This is a genomic window from Vibrio sp. 11986-1-5 (assembly GCF_963878025.1).
Classification (GTDB): domain Bacteria; phylum Pseudomonadota; class Gammaproteobacteria; order Enterobacterales; family Vibrionaceae; genus Vibrio; species Vibrio injensis.
The window spans coordinates 70015-87409 of record NZ_CAWNVW010000003.1; the positions used below are offsets into that span (position 1 = coordinate 70015).

Genomic DNA, 17395 nt, shown 5'->3' on the forward strand with positions numbered 1-17395 from the left:
GTAATGATTTACAGCATGACCGCTTACGCACGTAAAGAAGTCAAAGGCGACTGGGGCACGGCAGTATGGGAAATTCGCTCCGTTAACCAACGTTATTTAGAAACTTACTTTCGTCTTCCTGAACAGTTTCGCGGTTTAGAACCGGTGCTGCGTGAGCGTTTTCGTCAACGCCTTGCCCGCGGTAAAGTCGAATGCCATTTACGTTATGAAGCCAATCCAGCGGCCAAAAGTGAACTCAATATTAATGAAGCATTGGCGAATCAAGTGATCAAAGCCGCTAATCAAATCATGCATATGACCGGTGAGCTCAGCCGCATCAATCCCTTCCAAATTATGCAATGGCCAGGTGTGATGGAAACGCCTGAGCAAGATATGGACAGCATTAATAAAGCGTTATTGGCCGGTTTTGATGACGCGATTGTTGAATTTATTGACGCTCGTGGTCGTGAAGGCGACAACATGAAAGCGTTAATCGAGCAACGCTTAACCGCGATCAGTGAAGAAGTGGTCAAGGTTCGCGCGCGAATGCCAGAAATTTTGCAATGGCAACGTGAACGACTATTGAACAAGTTTGAAGAAGCAAAAATTGAGCTTGATGCTACCCGTGTCGAGCAAGAGCTGATCCTACTGGCGCAAAAGTCGGACGTGGCGGAAGAGCTGGATCGTTTAGATTCTCACATCAAAGAAACGCGCAATGTCCTGAAAAAAGGCGGCGCGTGTGGCCGTAAGCTCGATTTTATGATGCAAGAGTTTAACCGCGAGTCCAACACACTGGCTTCAAAATCGATCTCAACCGATATCACAGCTTCAGGGGTAGAGCTAAAAGTTCTGATTGAACAAATGCGTGAGCAGATCCAAAATATAGAATAGATTCCCTCCTACTCCACATACTTCCACAAGGCCATTATTTATAAGGGCCTTGTTACTTTTCTCATCCATATACATCCATCAAATTCATTAACAGCCACGAAAAAACGGGGAGCATCATGGGTAGTACTTTGCTATTTACTCCCCTCTGTAGTATAAAAATTACAACATACTCCCCACTCCTGAGGGTGGGGATGTAATGATAACTTCGATTAGAGCTATAAATTCAAGGAGATAGAGATGGGGAATCTCACCGTCAACCAAGTTAAGGCGATTGTAAAAGACCAAAAAACGGGGCGTCATGCCGATGGTGATGGTTTCTATCTCATGATTCCTAGAATAGGTCGACCATACTGGATGCTAAGGTACACCCTTTTTAAGAAAAGAAAGGAGATGACTATTGGCAAGGTCGATGAACTTTCTCTTGCCGATGCAAGGTTGAAAGCTGCTGAGCTTCGAAAGCAAATAAGCGAAGGGATTAACCCAATTGCAGAAAAAAAGCGGAGTAAACAAGCTGATATACAAATAATAGATGATCTCTTCGAAGACTGGTACAAGGATTTGTCCAAAAGGCTCAAGCATCCCAATATACCTAAGCGTATCTATCAGAAAGAGATCTCTCCACAAATTGGTCAATACACGTTGAAACGTGTCACACCTTTAGATATCCGTAATATCATCCAAATAGTCGCTGACAGTGGCCGTCCAACCACAGCTAACGACACGCTAATGTATTGTAAGCAGCTTTTTAAACACGGTATGAAGATTGGTGTTATTGAGTCTAACCCTGCACTAGCATTTTCTAACTATGATGCTGGTGGCATTGAAGAGAGCCGAGATCGGGTCTTAGAGCTTGAAGAGATTAAACATGTTTTTTCCGTCTTCAACCAAAACATTTATAGTTTCAATCGAGACAACTACCTAGCTTGTGCTCTGCTTCTTTGTCTTGGCGTTCGTAAATCAGAGCTAACAGAAGCAAAGTGGACTGAGTTCGATCTAGATAATGCTTTATGGCACCTACCAGCGGAGCGGAGCAAATCTGGGACAGGTTTCACTATTCCGCTTCCGGAGCTGTGCGTAGAGTGGTTTAAAGAACTGCATATGCGAGCTTGTGGTTCGGAATACGTCTTCCCTAACAGAAGAGAAAGCAAAGTACCGCACATGGGCAAAGACACATTGAACAGAGCGATTTCAAAGTTATTCGGACGAGAGCCCGGTCGTAAGGTACAACCACCAAATAAAATGGGCGATATCAAACACTTTGCGGTTCACGATCTACGCCGAACCTGCCGTAGCCTACTCGCTTCGGTAAAAGTTCCTAGCCATATCGCAGAGCGCTGTTTAAATCACAAGCTGAAAGGTGTCGAAGGTATCTATGATCGGTATGACTACTTGGAAGAGCGCAAAGAAGCGCTGGAAAAAGTCACTGACCTAGTAAAAGTCTATATGAAGAGAGATGATCAATAAAAAGAAAAAAGGATGCAATTAGCATCCTTACTTTAAAAATTAACAAAGCTTAATAAATGCTTTAATTCCCAATGAGTTAATAAACATTCAATGCGTCATCCTGCGTTAACCAACTACTCTTTGAAAATTAGGGATAAAGCGATAGTACTTTATATAATTTTCTATTTTTGTTTTCGCTTTTCGTGCATTTCTATCCAGCTTGAAAGGTAAAATATCAAGATCGAAATCACCCTCTTGGCAAGGCAAATGCCTATTTATTTCAGCTCGTTCCTTCAATGTAATATCTGGGACGTTTATTTCTTGAATATCTTTCCACGACTCAGCCATATACGGCCAATTTGCTAGATGAGAATCGTTTAATAGTGACCGCAATGAATTTTCATGATTTTCTGGAAGAATTATTCCTGTCACAGTCAACATTTGGTGTCGATTATCAATGTAACGAAACTGCGTTAACGGCACATAAACCAACTCTTCTAGCCCTAAAGCATCCTCAGTTGCTCGCATAAACATGTCGGAGATAGTCAAAGCAAACCTATCCATACCTGAAACATCATTAGGTGTTAGATTTGCACTAAGTTGACTACAATTAGCTTTAGTTTGAAATGCCTCCAATGGAGTTACCGCTGAGTTACCTTTAAGACTATCTGGGTTAGCATTAAAGGTAACTTTAAAGATATCATACTCTTTCAAATTCTCAATTAAGCTAACACAATCATTGATCTGCGCCCCCCACTTAGTATCTGTGTAGTCCAACCAGATTATAACGGGATCATCTTCATTGAAGTTGTTAATATAGTCACTAGTAGAGCCTTCCCAGCACTCAATACATGAGTAAGGTTTGTTGAAATCTTGGCGTGTCAGAACAGCAGAATCTCGCTCAATAGAAACTAGCTTAGTCAGGCCTAGTTCATGATGCAAAGCTTGATGATCAGCAAGCATTGGACCACCAAGACTAATATATTTATAGTTTTTCAAATCCCTACCTAAAGCTAGATTGCCCAGCAAGTCAAAGAATATTCTTCTTTCAATAGCCTTATTTGTCCTCAAATGGTATGGAATGCTACCCCCACTCATTTAGTTGCCTCCATATAGACAAAATCAAAACATGACTCACCAATTTGATTAGGGGTCGCATCTGATTCCAAATTGAGATACTCACAAACAATCTCAACTTTTTCCTGTGGCTTTTGGAAACTAATACGCTTATTAGATTCAACATTCTTCGGAACTGGTAGTGTTGGCTTGAATTTAGATTCAGAAGATCTATTTCTAACTTTCGTCCACTTATCAGGAACAGCTGAAAATTCTTCAATAACTTTTAGCGGAGATGCCACTTCTGACTTGCTCAATCTATTGTTACTTTCGCTAATCAGCTCTTGGCCTTTCCATTTATTGGTATAGTCGATAAACAGTTTAGTTCCCTCGACCATATGTTTCCTAACTTTCAAAAATAGTGGTGATGATATATCCACACCACGTTTGGTCGTCGTAATTGGGAGTTTCTCTGGATACTTGGATTTAAAGTAAACGATACCGCTTATCGCTATAAATTGAGTGTGATATCTAGCATAGTCAGAGCCCCAACCAGTAAGCTCTGTTTTATCTTTAAAGACTACAATTCGATCATTACATACAATAGTCCAACCAGCATCTCTCGTATTATGCCTTGCTTGCTGTTTATCGTTTTCTTCTTCATTTTCACTCGGAAGTGGAGAATAAAAGCCCACAATAAGCTTTACATCTACTCCGTCTATTTCACCTTTGAAGATATAAGGTTGAATTGCTTTACCTTGCGTATGTAGTGGTATGGTGAATTTGGTCACTTAGTTAGAGGTGATATCATCATCTCATAAGTTAATAGGTGACATTATGACAAAACGTACAAGACGGCTATTTAGTGCCGAATTCAAACTGGAAGCGGCACAGCTAGTGCTCGATCAAAACTACTCGGTGACTGAAGCGGCTAAAGCCATGAATGTAGGTAAATCTACGATGGATAAGTGGGTTCGCCAATTAAAACAAGAGCGCCAAGGGAAAGCACCTAAAGCGTCACCAATCACACCTGAGCAAATTGAAATTCGTGAATTAAAAAAGAAGCTAGCTCGTCTTGAAGAGCATAATGAAATATTAAAAAAAGCCACGGCTCTCTTGATGTCGGACTCACTGAACAATTCTTGATGATCAAGAAACTCAAGCAGAGCCACAGCATAAAAACATTATGCGAAGTCTTCAATGTTCATCGAAGCAGTTATAACTATTGGCTGAAACGGCCAACAGAAATAAAGGCGGAAACCGTAAAACTTCGCAGTTTGATTAGCGAAGCTTATGCGGCAAGCAATGGTTCTGCGGGAGCAAGAACCATTGCCGATATTGTAACAAACCAAGGCGTGAGTCTGAGTCGTTACCGAGCAACTAAGCTAATGAAAATGCTGGGATTAGTGAGTTGCCAAGTACCAAAACATCGTTACCGTAAAGCCTCACAAGAGCATATTGAAATCCCGAATCACTTAGATCGTCAGTTTGCTGTCACGGCACCAAATGAAGTCTGGGTGGGTGACGTGACCTATATTTGGACGGGAAATCGTTGGATGTATTTAGCGGTAGTCATCGACCTTTTTGCTCGAAAAGTGATTGGTTGGGCAATGTCAGTATCACCTGATACACGATTAACAGGCAAAGCGCTTTCGATGGCTTATGAGTCTCGTGGAAAGCCTAAAGGCGTCATGTTCCACAGTGATCAAGGCAGTCACTATACGAGTCGTCAATACCGTCAGTTACTGTGGCGTTTTCAAATAAAACAAAGTTTATCTCGCCGAGGAAATTGCTGGGATAATGCGCCGATCGAGCGCTTCTTTAGAAGCTTGAAAACGGAATGGGTTCCAACAGTAGGTTATCGTAGCTTTGCAGAGGCTCAACAAGAGATCATCCGCTACATTATTGGATATTATAGCCAGCTCAGGCCCCATCAGTATAACGGTGGCTTGACACCCAATGAGTCAGAACGATTGTATTGGGAAAACTCTAAAACCGTGGCCAATTTTAGTTGACCACTACAGTATCGACTCTTTCATAGCGCATACTTACTGGCATAGGATTTATAGGTTCACCATTAACCTTAACGCTGAAACCTTTATCAATAATATAGCTATAAGCAAAGACTATTTTGTTAACTAGCGTCGATTGAAAAGTGCTCTGCTTAAATTGGTTAGAAATATCTTTTTGTACCTTAGTTATCTCGATCTTTGTCCCATGTTCATTTTCTCTAACTAGAGAAGGTTGAATAGGAATCTCCCAATCATGATCACTATTCAGCCATTCCTCATCAATCTCTATTGAAAATGAATCGGTATCACTGTGAGCAGTTGATATTTTACAATGCCTACCTATTTTAAAAATAGAACGTTTCATACCGATGCCATATACACCGACGGTTGCTAGGTTCTCCTGCGGAGCATCTTTAGGTCTCCCCATTCGAAATGCGTAAGCAGCACTCTGGATGGGAATACCACCGCAGTTGTCTTCAATCGTAAAAGAGTTTCTATCAAAATTAATGTTTACCCAGTAACCATTATAATCAATTTCATCGGGATCTTTTTTCTGAGATCGAGTTACACCATCAAGACAGTTGTCTAGTAAATCTAAGATAGCATCTTCAAGATCTATATCTCGTGTCAGCATATCTACGAAAAAGCGCTTCGTGGGCGTAAAATTTGCTTGTGGTATTTGAGACACTTTAGTTACCTCTAAAAAGTAAGCTGCGAGTTTAAACAGCTACCGTATATTCCTTGGAACAGGTGATAAGACACCAGTGGTGAGACACTATTGCCTATCTTCCTGAAGCTGTGAAACTAGGTTGGATTAAAAATTAATCGAAAAGCCTTTTAACCTAGCAACCTTATCTAACGACAACAACTCGTGGGTTCGAGTGTTAATTAATCTGACAGCTTGATGACTTCCTTTCTTGGTACTAGCTTGCGATGTAGTATAAAAGCTTTCCCATTCCAATCATTTAACTCTGCTTATCTTATCGACAGAATCCTAGAGTGTCTCATCATATCGTTTCATAACTCTTGGAGTGTGGGCTGTATCAAAAAAACACATATATGATTACCTTTAAGCGATCAAAGAAGCACTGGGGAAAATCATCACTATAGGTAAATGCTTTATAGTAATCAGATAACGTTCAAAAAAGAAAAGAGGGTGCGACTGCACCCTCTATAACTCAATTGGTTGTATAAGAGAATCAGGCACCATTTAAGTTTGGCTTGCCATCAGCTAAAAATTCTAACAACTCTATTGTCGCATCACGCATACTAAACAAGTCATTCGCATTACCCAAAACACGATTCCCATGAACTAATCCATTGAGAACCTGAGCCTCTTGTTTAAACCTTTTAGCACATAAAGATAAGCGCTTTTTCATATCAGAAGGGTACAGGCTATCATTATCAACTATCCACCCTGCGCACATAGAAAGATCCAATGTACGTTTTTTGACATAATCGCTATCGTGCTGCTTTTTGCGTCCCTCACCTTTTGTATAGTAATGCTCTTTGATTTGATCATGTAGCGAATGTTTTTTCGCAAAAGCTTTAAACGCGGCTTCAAAAAGTGAGCGATAAAGTAAACTAGCAGAGTTTGGTACTTCCGAGATCACAATCGTCGTGGCTTCAAGAGCTAAATGATCAAAAATCGCGTCTCCACTCATTGGAAAGTAATCTGGAAGTATGGTTTTCCAAGACTTAGAATGCTTATTTGAATTGTTTCTCGCTGCTTTGACGCTATTTTTAGCAGTACTTAATGTAGGAGACTTAGTTTCTTTTGGAGCAAGAAGGGTTGTAATTGAGGTATTGTTAGGATTATTTTTATGTGCTGTTAAAGTTGAAGCAGATACATTCGATCTATCTAACTTTTTGACGCCAGTTTTAGCGGCAAAAATTTGCTTACGTTGTTCTTCTGGCAACGATTTGGTTTCTTTATTCGTCCATATATTTATCAACTTTTTAGCTTTCGAACGATACTCTTTAGCTAAAGGCTCGACGTTTTCCCTAATCTTGATAAAAAGAGGACTGAATAACTTAACATCAGTTTTAGCCGTATTCCAAGGAAGATCCTTAGGGCTAGAACCGGTTACATGGGCTAAACATACAAAGCCGCCATATTCGGAGTGCCAGTTAGTGGTAAAACCATGCTTTTTCTCTCTGCTGGCTTCAACAATAACGCGGTCATTAAATATGTAATATACACCGTATTGATCGGTTAGCTCTTCATTACATTTCGGCGTATGTCCATACTCTCCTGGAAAAAGATAATTTGCATGGATGCCTGTTTCAAAATCACATGAGACGCCTCCAAACTCGAATTTTTGTCTCAGTGGAGCTATCAGTTCATTCCTCAACTGAGGCACTGTAGGATTAATAAAAGATGTATCGGTTAAAGAATCTAAAGAACAAACGACTTTAATTTTTAGTCCCTTACTAATAAAAATCGAATAACGGACTTCTAAGCTCTTAACTAAGGAGTTAATCCAATCGGCATTATGTATTTGTGATGTTGTTTCTTCGTATAAAGAAGAAACAACAAAGACGGTGCGAAGTCTATTTGTTGATGGTGAACGCTCAGCCAACAACTGTACATCTCCATCAGAAGCAAAAGCTGCCATGTCAAAACGAGACTTATATTGATAATCCCCATTATCAGTTATCATCCCATAACGGCTACCGGCTTTTAATAATGCTCGTTTTAGCCCAAGTCCATAATATCCAATACCATACTTATGGTCAGAACGTCGTCCTGTGTAAAAGGTGTTTTCTTCAAGAGTTTGAGTCCCGACTCCGGTGCAATTATCCTCTATTAAGATGCTTTCTCGAGAAAATCTCAATTTAATTTCATAGCCAGAATAATTACTTGGCAAACCACGAGAATCTGTTTCATGAGGTCCATTAAGAATTTGATCTCGTGCAGCATCGATGGAGTTATCTATCAAGTCAAACAATGCATCAGTAAGTTCAATATCAGTAGTCAACGTGTCAGCTAAAAATCTAGGATCAATTCCCGTTTTTAACCGCACAACCTCACGATGCTCCTTGTTGTTCAATGATTTTACTGAAGTATTTTGTTCCATCTAGCCATCCTAAAATTTATTAAATTGCTTTTGCTATATTCTGCGTACTCATTAACCGACTCTTTATCAAACCAAGTATTCTTCGAGAAACAAGCGGAGAAACACTATTACCAATCATCCTAAAACTATGCCACTTGGTAGCATGAAAGGTGAACCAGTCAGGGAAACCTTGAAGTCTAGCGGCTTCACGCACTGTTATAACTCTCCCTGAATTAGGATGAATAGGACGAACAGCTTGATGACTCCCTTTATCAGTTCCAGTACCAGCGCGAAGAGTTGGACAAAAACCATTGAGTTCTAGTTTTTTTGCTTTACTGGTTTTATCTATTTGTCCTTGCTTTAGGCGCGTATACCTCTCTCGTACTGTAGGCGTATGTCTAGTGTCAAAGTTTCCGGAAACTAATCCTTGAAATAACTTTTTATTCATTTCAGGGTCTCCTAACCCTTTAGGTGGAAAACTTCTCATCAACTTTGCATACTCCGACAAGTCCCTCTCAGTTCTATATGTAGTCCAACCAAAATCTGTTTTATCTTTTGTTTGAGGTATAGGCTCGTTGATATCTAAAATAGCCTCCCCAACCGTAGTCCTTTTAGAGTTTACCGGAATTAACTCCGTTTCATGAATCTCAGAAACAAACTCCGGCATATAACCAACAACGATTACTCTCTTTCGACTCGTAGGCGCCCCATAATCTAACGCATTCACGACTACCGGTTGAAGAACCTTATACTGGGGATCTATTATTTCGAGTGCAGCATCAAGTTCATATTTATTCTTATCATCAAGCAATCCTTCAACATTCTCCATGACAAAGAATTTAGGCTTAATGATGTTGATCGTTCGAAAAAAATGAGCAAGTAATGTTCTGCGAGGGTCATTTGTATCTGAGTGCCCCATCCTGCTATAACCTTGACAAGGAGGGCCACCGATTACACCATCAATTTGCTGTCTATTTAGAATCAGCCCCCAAGACTCCGAGTCCATTTGAGCGATATCACTCAAAAGAGTTCTAGTTTCAGGAAAGTTTCTCGAATAGGCCGATTGCAAATTAGCCTCAATATCAACTGCTACAACCGATTTAAAACCTGCTAACTCAGCCCCCAGACCAAAACCACCACATCCACTAAACAAATCGACTATTTTCAGCTCATTATTCATTTTTAAATATTCTCTACATCATCTCTTTAATAGCATTTTACTGAATATAAGCTTTATGTCGACCGTCCCTTTGCCCAAAGCATTAAAATTTCTAAAAAATTGAGGTAACGTCAGGGAAATATGTCTAGCTCAGTACCTTAGACTCTAACCGCATCACTTGTTGCATATTACCTTAAAATCAAAGCTGAGTTCTATGAACATTGTCACCGATCATGCAAAACTGATCCACTAACGATCATCGAAAACTGATCCACTTGGTATCATCCGTTTATTTTTTGTACGGGTGATTTATGTTAACCAAGGAGACATTTGTGGATATTCATGTTCGCTTTGCACAAGGCCAAAGCATTCGTAAAATTGCCCGTCAATTAGGGATCTCTCGTAACACCGTAAAACATCATTTGCAGCAGCATCAGATGCCCTCTTACGCGCAACGAGCACAACCCGTGACAAAACTAGAGCCCTTTAAACCCTATCTCGTTCAACGAATTGAGCAGGCCAAACCTGATTGGATACCTGCTACCGTCTTATTTGATGAGGTGGTTCAACGTGGCTATCAAGGCGGTATTGCTCAGCTCCGTCGCTTTGTGTGTCAGTTTAAACTTTGTTCCACTCCTGAGCCGGTTGTCCGTTTTGAAACCCTCCCAGGGCAGCAAATGTAAATCGACTTTACCACCATTCGGCGTGGTAAACGGCCGCTCAAAGCCTTTGTCGCCACCTTAGGTTATTCGCGCGCCACTTTCGTTAAGTTCTTTGATAATGAGCGTGCGCATGCATGGCAACAAGGTTTAAAAGAAGCGTTTGAGTATTTCGGTGGCGTACCGGAGCAGGTGTTGTGTGACAACGCTAAAGCGCTCATCATTGAGCGAGATGCTTATGCACAAGGCGAGCATAAGTTGCATGACGAGATGCTACAGATGTCGAAATGTAGTGGTCAACTAAAATTGGCCACGGTTTTAGAGTTTTCCCAGTACAAGCGTTCAGATTCATTGGGCGTTAACCCACCGTTATACTGATGTGGCCTGAGCTGGCTGTAATATCCAATAATGTATCGGATGATCTCTTGTTGAGCCTCTGCAAAACTACGATAACCTGCCGTTGGAACCCATTCTGTTTTCAGGCTTCTAAAGAAGCGTTCCATCGGCGCATTATCCCAGCAATTGCCTCGCCTCGATAAGCTTTGTTTAATCTGACAACGCCATAGCAACTGACGATAATAGCGACTGGTATAATGGCTACCCTGATCACTGTGGAACATGATACCTTTGGGCCTTCCCCTAGATTCAAAAGCCATCGTTAATGCTTTTCCAGTTAGCTTGCTGTCTGGTGATAGCGACATTGCCCAACCAATCGGTTTTCGTGCAAAAAGGTCGATGACTACCGCTAAATACATCCAACGATTTCCCGTCCAAATATAGGTCACGTCACCCACCCAGACTTCATTTGGTGCCGTGACAGCAAACTGACGATCTAAGTGATTCGGGATTTCAATATGCTCTTGTGAGGCTTTACGGTAACGATGTTTTGGTACTTGGCAACTCACTAATCCCAGCATTTTCATTAGCTTAGTTGCTCGGTAACGACTCAGACTCACGCCTTGGTTTGTTACAATATCGGCAATGGTTCTTGCTCCCTCAGAACCATTGCTTGCCGCATAAGCTTCGCTAATCAAACTGCGAAGTTTTACGGTTTCCGCCTTTATTTCTGTTGGCCGTTTCAGCCAATAGTTATAACTGCTTCGATGAACATTGAAGACTTCGCATAATGTTTTTATGCTGTGGCTCTGCTTGAGTTTCTTGATCATCAAGAATTGTTCAGTGAGTCCGACATCAAGAGAGCCGTGGCTTTTTTTAATATTTCATTATGCTCTTCAAGACGAGCTAGCTTCTTTTTTAATTCACGAATTTCAATTTGCTCAGGCGTCATTGGTGACGCTTTAGGTGCTTTCCCTTGGCGCTCTTGTTTTAATTGGCGAACCCACTTATCCATCGTAGATTTACCTACATTCATGGCTTGAGCCGCTTCAGTCACTGAGTAGTTTTGATCGAGCACTAACTGTGCTGCTTCCAGTTTGAATTCGGCACTAAATAGCCGTCTTGTACGTTTTGTCATAATGTCACCTATTAACTTATGAGATGATGATATCACCTCTAACTAAGTGACCAAATTCACCGTACCACTACACCATAATCTCTTGTTAGGTGAACCTTTCAGTCGTCTTTATTTTTGATGGTTGACTACTGACTCAGCTTTTGTCTTTTTATAAATTAATACATCTACTCTATAGACATGACTTAATTTATGCACTAAGTTTAATATAAGAACAGCAAGATATAGAAAAATTAAAGAATTTACTGATGGAGTATAAATCCGCTTTCTTTGGTAGCGGCATTTTTCTCGCCCCAAAGGGGCATACTAAAAGTCCTAAAAATAAGCCTTTTCCTCTTTGTTAGATTTAAGCACAAAGACAAGAAGGTAGAGGGCACCTATTGCTGACCATGCCCACATGGCGTGGTTTTCAATTGTCAATAAACTCAAAGTCAGAGGGAGTAGAATATGAACGATGTAATGAAAAGTGGTGATTTGAATGATGAGGGTTTGAGCCCAGAGGATTTACAGCGGGGCTATGCTCAATGGGTTGAAATTACAATAATGCCTTATAATACTGATTGTAAAATAACTAAACCTTACCTTGATCATGGCAAATTTTATAAGCCGGGTAATAAAAGCGTCGAAGTTTATCCTTCCAATATAGAGGGAACATTAGTTAAGGATGGTGAGGCATATACAATCGCCGCTTGTGGGCGCAGCAATACGGCCGTAGGAACTCAAGGTTCATTCGAAGTGATAGATGGTGATAAAAAAGTTTTCAAATACTGGTTTTCTTGCCCGTGGAATACACAAAAAAACACTGATAAGCTTATTGATGTAAATAATGAAAGATTCGATGTGAAAAAAATTGGTGGAAATTACAATGGTGGTGCGTTAGGAAACATCTATATTACCATTACGAAAAAATAATCCTTGAGGTGTATATGAGTAATAAATATCTTAATCCATTGATTGGTATCACCGTAGGTTCTACTGTTAATGGTAACAATTTCAAACCTTCAATCCTGCAAGCATCAATTACTAAAATGGTGGCACAGAAAGAAGTTGAAATGAGCATGAGCGGTCAAAGCCAGTATGTTTATACAGACTCCCTAAATCAAGGAACTTTTGGTGTTTCTGGATCGCATGGTGTTAAAGGAGTTTCTAAATTTACAATGGCATTGTCAGGGTATGTGAGTAATGCCAATGCTACAGAGTCTAAATCTATCTCTGTTGACTATAATATCTCCATGCTATCAGGTATTGAGTACATCGATTTTGATAATCTTACTTCAGAAGAAATTATTAATTCTCTAAGTAAAGGCCCAAAAACGCTGGCGTTGGATGTATTAAAAAAGTTCATTGATGCTCGTGATTATAGTAGAGGCTCATCTATTCAAAAAGATGAAAAGATGAAAGCTTGGTTGAAATCGTTACAAGATTTTATTGCTGCGTATGGTGATGGTATTGTAGTCGGAGTAATCTGGGGAGGCATTGGTTCTGTTACAACGACAATGACCAGTACAAAGCAGGAAGACAATTGGAAATATGGGGAAAGTACTGAGTTTACGTATTCAACCATTGGGAACACAGTCGCTATAGGAGAAACCTATGAGGGCTCCCAAAAAAAACAAAATTCCGATGTTCGTATTTCATGTGGATCTCAAGCAAGTGGTGCCTGCGTCGAAAAACAAGTAAACGACTGGTTCAATGTTGTTGCCAACAAGTCTTTTTCTGAAGTATATGATATTAAATTACTAGATAAAGCACCAACACAAAGCAGTGTATCAGCACCACCTAAAATCCCTGACTTTATCACTGAAGATGATAAAGAGGTTAAGGATAAACTAAAAGAACTTGGTGATTTAAAAGATTCAAAATTATTCTCGGTTTATCAAGGATATGAAGAGGCAAAGAAAGACAATACTGAATTGACACTTGAAGAGTTTTTAATAAATCTCGAAAGGAAAAACAACGTAAGTGGTATAGATCAGGTTATCTCTGAAGTTAATGACAATTCACTGGACGTTTTGTCTAACGGCGGAGTATTACCAAGTCGTTTTAAAAATAAGTTGCAACAAATCAATGTAACCTCTACTTATTCATCCTCGGTATCAGATTATGTGCCACTGGGCATATGGATAATCAATTGGTCAGATATCTTTCCGTGGATGTCTATGGGCTTTATGAACGATGTTGATAGTTCTGAATCTCAAATGGCAGATTATATCTTGAAAGTTCGTTGTATGATTCAGGATTTATCTACGCTAAATACCATTTATAACACTTTTGTCGCTAGCAATATAAACCTAGATTTCTGTCAGTTGAAGTCAGCATCACAAGTTGCAGATTCTTTTAAAAGCGCACAAATAAAGCTATGTAATAACTTAGAAAAAGAGGATGCTATCAAAATAGCATTCGACTCACTCAGTCAAGATGCTAAATCAATTTACAAACACTGGAATGAAAATAGTTTTTTACGAAATGCAGAGCTGGGATTTGGAATTATGATTGGAGATCATTCTCCTTCAAATCACATCATAGATAACCCTACATTCCCTCATCCTGAAGCAATCTATGAATCAAGTTATTGCAGCTATAATCAAAATAACTATTCAGCTTTTAGGAGTTTTGTTAAGGCATTTCCATTTATTGATACAAATGGTGATATATATGCCTTTGGCCCATCTTCAATGCTATTACGAAAAGTCTATTCTGACCGTACTATTTTTACGAAGAAAGGCTCGATAGCAATGAAACTCACTCCAGATAAAGCAAAAGGAATTTTATCCAATGAAGACGCTCAGTTAATACCTATTCCTTATTCAGCTGCTGAAGGTATGAGCTGGTTTGGTCAAGGCATGGGGAAAAGCATTTCCTCATTTTCATCTTTAACCGACCAATTGCATAAATTAAGAGATGAGCTCAGCAGACTTAATATGTGTACATTAAGCAGTGACTCATGGCCTGAAAACTGGACTTATGAAAGTCCTTATCACTTGCGCAAATTAAAATCTTCTTATATAGGGATTGTTGAAGAAATTAAAACAATATTCGGCTGATATTGATTGACAATCATACCAGTTCGATTTAATAACAAATGAGGCTATATTATCAGCCTCATTACTTTTTTGCTCTTACCCATTTTTATCTAATTTAGATTGTGCATGTCATACCACCTACCTATGTTCATTTGAAGTTGTAACACGAAGTGGTTTAGGCGAAGAGGTTGTCGAGGTTGTGATCGCAGGTTTATCAGACAAGCCCGAAGAAGGGATGAAATACTTTAAATCTGTGTAAACGCCCCATGAACCCACGGGGCGATATTGTTAGTGTTTGAAGTTCCAAGGCAGGAGTGCATCGATATCAGGTTCAGCTTTCGCTAATTCCTGCATGCACTTGACCATGTAGTCGTAAATGATAAGGTCGTTGGCTTTCGCTGTCTTGACGATACTGTAAAGCATCGCGCTCGCTTCAGCTCCATTGGGATTGGTCGAGAAGAGCCAGCTCTTTCTCCCAATAACCAGCGGCTTAATGGCGCGTTCAGAAAGTAAACTGATTGGCACCAGTGTTTTCGCCGTCGCCTTTATGGCGCTGGTGCTGACGACGCTAGCCGCCAGCCAATTAAAGCACGAAACGGCGGTCAGCTTGCAGGCTCGGGTCAATGGCATCGCCAAATCTGCTACTAGCCGCAATTAACCAGTGGTTAACCATCCGTGGCAGCATTGTCACCTCGGTGATTCCGCATACAGGACAGGAGAATTTTTTACCTTTTTTACAGCAAGGCCAGCAAGCGGGCGGATTTGATTTGCTCTATTTTGGTACTGAGCAAGGCAGCATGCATCACTCGATTCCTGAACGCGGTGCTTCTGATACCAGTTATGACCCGCGTACACGCGGTTGGTATCGCGATGCGAAGGCGCAGAATCGACAGATATTGAGCAACGTTTATGCTGATGCGATTACTCGCCAATTAATGGTCACAATTGCTGAACCTATTTCTCGTCATGGACGCCTATTTGGGGTAATTGGTGCCGATGTATTGATTGAACAATTGGTTAAAGATGTGATTGCCATCGACGCAGGAGCAAAATCGTCGGCGTTATTGGTTAATGGCAATACAGGCAATATTATTGCTCACCGCAATGCCGATTTGATTTTAAAACCGCTCAACACTTACAGCTCGAATTTAACCATGGCTGTGATTAACCAATCGATTAAGGATAATCAGGTTCAAGAAGTGAAGGTCGGTGGCGTTGATAAGTTCTTCTTTTTTTCGAAAGTACCGAGTGGTTATTGGGTATTGAACTTGATAAATCTGTTGAACTGGCCACGATGAGTAGCTTAATGCGTCAATTGATCATCACGGCCGTTATTATTACCGGTTTGGTGGCAGTCCTTGTTGCATGGTTAGTCGGTTTCCTGTTTCGAGATCTTAACTGCGTATCGAGCGCTTTGGCCGAAATCGCTGAAGAGGATGCGGATTTAACTCAGCGTATTGAGCCTCGTTATCAGGATGAAGTCGGTGCCAATAACTTTAATAAATTTGTTAATAACATGCATAGCATGATCACCCGATTACAAGACGTATCGCGTGGCTTAAATTTACAAGCGGAGAGTACGGCAGAACAAGCCCATGAGCGAAGCTTACGGATCACCGTGCAACAAGACGAAATTAATATGGTTGCGACAGCGAAAAAACCGCAACGCTGATGCCCCTATTTTATTTATAGATGCTAGTCAGAAGGTTGATAAGTCTAATCGAATACCAACATTATCGGCTTTGTTTCCTAAATCATGGAACTAAATCATCAATCTACGATCTGATCAGCTAAGTTCATCCAAATACTTAGACTAATGGCCAAGCCTCGCTACAAAACAACCAATTGGAAACACTATAACCAAGCTTTAATCAATCGCGGTTCACTGACATTTTGGGTTGATGAAGAAGCTATCCAGTTATGGAAACAAATCAAGCAAGGCAATCGCGGAAGGCCTCGTTTGTTTAGTGATCTGGCGATAACAACAGCGTTGATGATGAAACGTATTTTCTCAATGCCGTTACGAACTCTGCAAGGATTCATTAAGTCTGCATTTACACTTACCCGAATTCCATTGAAGTATCCCGCATTACACTTGTATCAGTCGCCGACCACTAAGCACAACAAAAACAGCTATGACTTCACTATGAACTGGGCGAAGTCAGACAACAAACTCATCAAAGATTTAAAAGACTTTACAGCAACCTTCTTCCAGAAAGAAACATTGTTGGAAGTGATTCTGCGTTACTCCGTGTCTGATATCAGCAATACTTTGCTAGTGATGCGTTCTTACCAAATAGCGGTGACTGAGCGCGTTTTGTGGAAGATTAAAAGCGCCTACAACAGCAAAAACTGGAGCAATAGGCAAAGCGGTGGTTATATTTGGCATACCACTGGCTCGGGTAAAACACTAACCAGTTTTAAGTAAGCGCTCATTACTCAACATAACCCATCTTCCAACCTTTCGATATCACCTTCGACCTGTCCAAACTCATAGGTCATCAGTTCGGTCATCTGTACCACTCGATAACTCACAGTCAAATCCATCCGCTACTTTTAATGCAACGTATTCTACCTAATCGTTGAGAGTTGCAGGATTTATAACCATATGTTCAATCGACCAATTGCAAATATTGTGATTTT

15 protein-coding genes and 3 pseudogenes are annotated in these 17395 nt (G+C 40.4%); 11 read left to right on the top strand and 7 right to left on the bottom strand.

The features are described from left to right. Nucleotides 1-3: 3 nt before the first annotated feature. Both AACS00_RS01470 and AACS00_RS01475 read left to right on the top strand, forming a co-directional pair. Entirely contained in the window at nucleotides 4-870 is an 867-nt protein-coding gene (locus tag AACS00_RS01470; RefSeq protein ID WP_072670305.1) for a YicC/YloC family endoribonuclease, read from the top strand. A 237-nt stretch (nucleotides 871-1107) separates the two neighbouring features. After that, entirely contained in the window at nucleotides 1108-2334 is a 1227-nt protein-coding gene (locus AACS00_RS01475) for a tyrosine-type recombinase/integrase (RefSeq protein WP_110168259.1), read from the top strand. A 105-nt stretch (nucleotides 2335-2439) separates the two neighbouring features. Here the strand turns inward: AACS00_RS01475 and AACS00_RS01480 are convergent, their stop codons facing one another. Together AACS00_RS01480 and AACS00_RS01485 are read right to left on the bottom strand one after the other, a co-directional pair. After that, entirely contained in the window at nucleotides 2440-3411 is a 972-nt protein-coding gene (locus tag AACS00_RS01480; RefSeq protein ID WP_110168260.1) for an O-methyltransferase, read from the bottom strand. Beyond that, nucleotides 3408-4160 (bottom strand): hypothetical protein, encoded by a 753-nt coding sequence (locus tag AACS00_RS01485; RefSeq protein WP_110168261.1) that lies wholly within the window; start codon nucleotides 4158-4160, stop codon nucleotides 3408-3410. Before AACS00_RS01485 ends, AACS00_RS01480 begins: the two co-directional genes overlap by 4 nt. Before the next feature lie 46 nt (nucleotides 4161-4206). On the opposite strand from AACS00_RS01485, the gene AACS00_RS01490 reads away from it, so the two are divergent. After that, nucleotides 4207-5384, top strand: a protein-coding gene (locus AACS00_RS01490; protein ID WP_110168262.1) for an IS3 family transposase whose coding sequence is annotated in 2 segments (ribosomal slippage) — nucleotides 4207-4465 and nucleotides 4465-5384 — 1179 coding nt in all. Because the reading frame shifts where the segments join, the coding sequence is not laid out codon by codon here. On the opposite strand, the gene AACS00_RS01495 is transcribed toward AACS00_RS01490, so the two are convergent. From AACS00_RS01495 to AACS00_RS01505, 3 genes are all read right to left on the bottom strand, one after another. Then, nucleotides 5377-6069 (bottom strand): ATP-binding protein, encoded by a 693-nt coding sequence (locus AACS00_RS01495; protein WP_110168263.1) that lies wholly within the window; start codon nucleotides 6067-6069, stop codon nucleotides 5377-5379. The two genes, AACS00_RS01490 and AACS00_RS01495, sit on opposite strands and share 8 nt — an antisense overlap. Nucleotides 6070-6580: 511 nt before the next feature. After that, nucleotides 6581-8461, bottom strand: coding sequence for an ATP-binding protein (locus AACS00_RS01500; RefSeq protein WP_110168264.1), 1881 nt, complete (start codon nucleotides 8459-8461; stop codon nucleotides 6581-6583). Between the two features lie 19 nt (nucleotides 8462-8480). After that, the gene (locus tag AACS00_RS01505; protein WP_110168265.1) at nucleotides 8481-9620 is read right to left on the bottom strand and encodes a DNA cytosine methyltransferase; all 1140 of its coding nucleotides are present in this window, start codon (nucleotides 9618-9620) and stop codon (nucleotides 8481-8483) included. A gap of 311 nt (nucleotides 9621-9931) precedes the next feature. On the opposite strand from AACS00_RS01505, the gene AACS00_RS01510 reads away from it, so the two are divergent. Then, on the top strand, nucleotides 9932-10282 hold the full coding sequence (locus AACS00_RS01510) for a helix-turn-helix domain-containing protein (protein WP_181397645.1): 351 nt from the start codon (nucleotides 9932-9934) through the stop codon (nucleotides 10280-10282). Next, on the top strand, nucleotides 10283-10636 hold the full coding sequence (locus tag AACS00_RS16715; RefSeq protein ID WP_110168267.1) for a DDE-type integrase/transposase/recombinase: 354 nt from the start codon (nucleotides 10283-10285) through the stop codon (nucleotides 10634-10636). Here the strand turns inward: AACS00_RS16715 and AACS00_RS01515 are convergent. Then, a protein-coding gene (locus tag AACS00_RS01515; RefSeq protein WP_110168268.1) for an IS3 family transposase occupies nucleotides 10555-11732 on the bottom strand; the annotation gives its coding sequence in 2 pieces (ribosomal slippage) (nucleotides 10555-11474 and nucleotides 11474-11732; 1179 coding nt in all). The two genes, AACS00_RS16715 and AACS00_RS01515, sit on opposite strands and share 82 nt — an antisense overlap. Before the next feature lie 444 nt (nucleotides 11733-12176). On the opposite strand from AACS00_RS01515, the gene AACS00_RS01520 reads away from it, so the two are divergent. Together AACS00_RS01520 and AACS00_RS01525 are read left to right on the top strand one after the other, a co-directional pair. After that, nucleotides 12177-12641 carry an aegerolysin family protein gene (locus AACS00_RS01520; protein ID WP_110168269.1) on the top strand — a complete coding sequence of 155 codons (465 nt, stop codon included), beginning with the start codon at nucleotides 12177-12179 and terminating at the stop codon, nucleotides 12639-12641. A 14-nt stretch (nucleotides 12642-12655) separates the two neighbouring features. Next, entirely contained in the window at nucleotides 12656-14773 is a 2118-nt protein-coding gene (locus tag AACS00_RS01525) for a hypothetical protein (RefSeq protein WP_110168270.1), read from the top strand. Between the two features lie 267 nt (nucleotides 14774-15040). Here AACS00_RS01525 and AACS00_RS01530 read toward each other — a convergent pair. Continuing rightward, nucleotides 15041-15259: pseudogene (locus AACS00_RS01530) on the bottom strand (transposase domain-containing protein); the annotation flags it as partial. Nucleotides 15260-15375: 116 nt separating this feature from the next. On the opposite strand from AACS00_RS01530, the gene AACS00_RS01535 reads away from it, so the two are divergent. The 4 genes and pseudogenes from AACS00_RS01535 to AACS00_RS01550 all read left to right on the top strand — a co-directional run. Beyond that, nucleotides 15376-16050, top strand: coding sequence for a PDC sensor domain-containing protein (locus AACS00_RS01535; protein WP_258306889.1), 675 nt, complete (start codon nucleotides 15376-15378; stop codon nucleotides 16048-16050). 8 nt (nucleotides 16051-16058) lie between these two features. After that, complete coding sequence (locus AACS00_RS01540) at nucleotides 16059-16424, top strand: methyl-accepting chemotaxis protein (protein WP_258306890.1); 366 nt, start codon at nucleotides 16059-16061, stop codon at nucleotides 16422-16424. Between the two features lie 144 nt (nucleotides 16425-16568). Beyond that, nucleotides 16569-16863: pseudogene (locus AACS00_RS01545) on the top strand (transposase); the annotation flags it as partial. Nucleotides 16864-17042: 179 nt separating this feature from the next. Next, a pseudogene (locus AACS00_RS01550) lies at nucleotides 17043-17180 on the top strand (DEAD/DEAH box helicase family protein); the annotation flags it as partial. Nucleotides 17181-17395 lie beyond the last annotated feature (215 nt).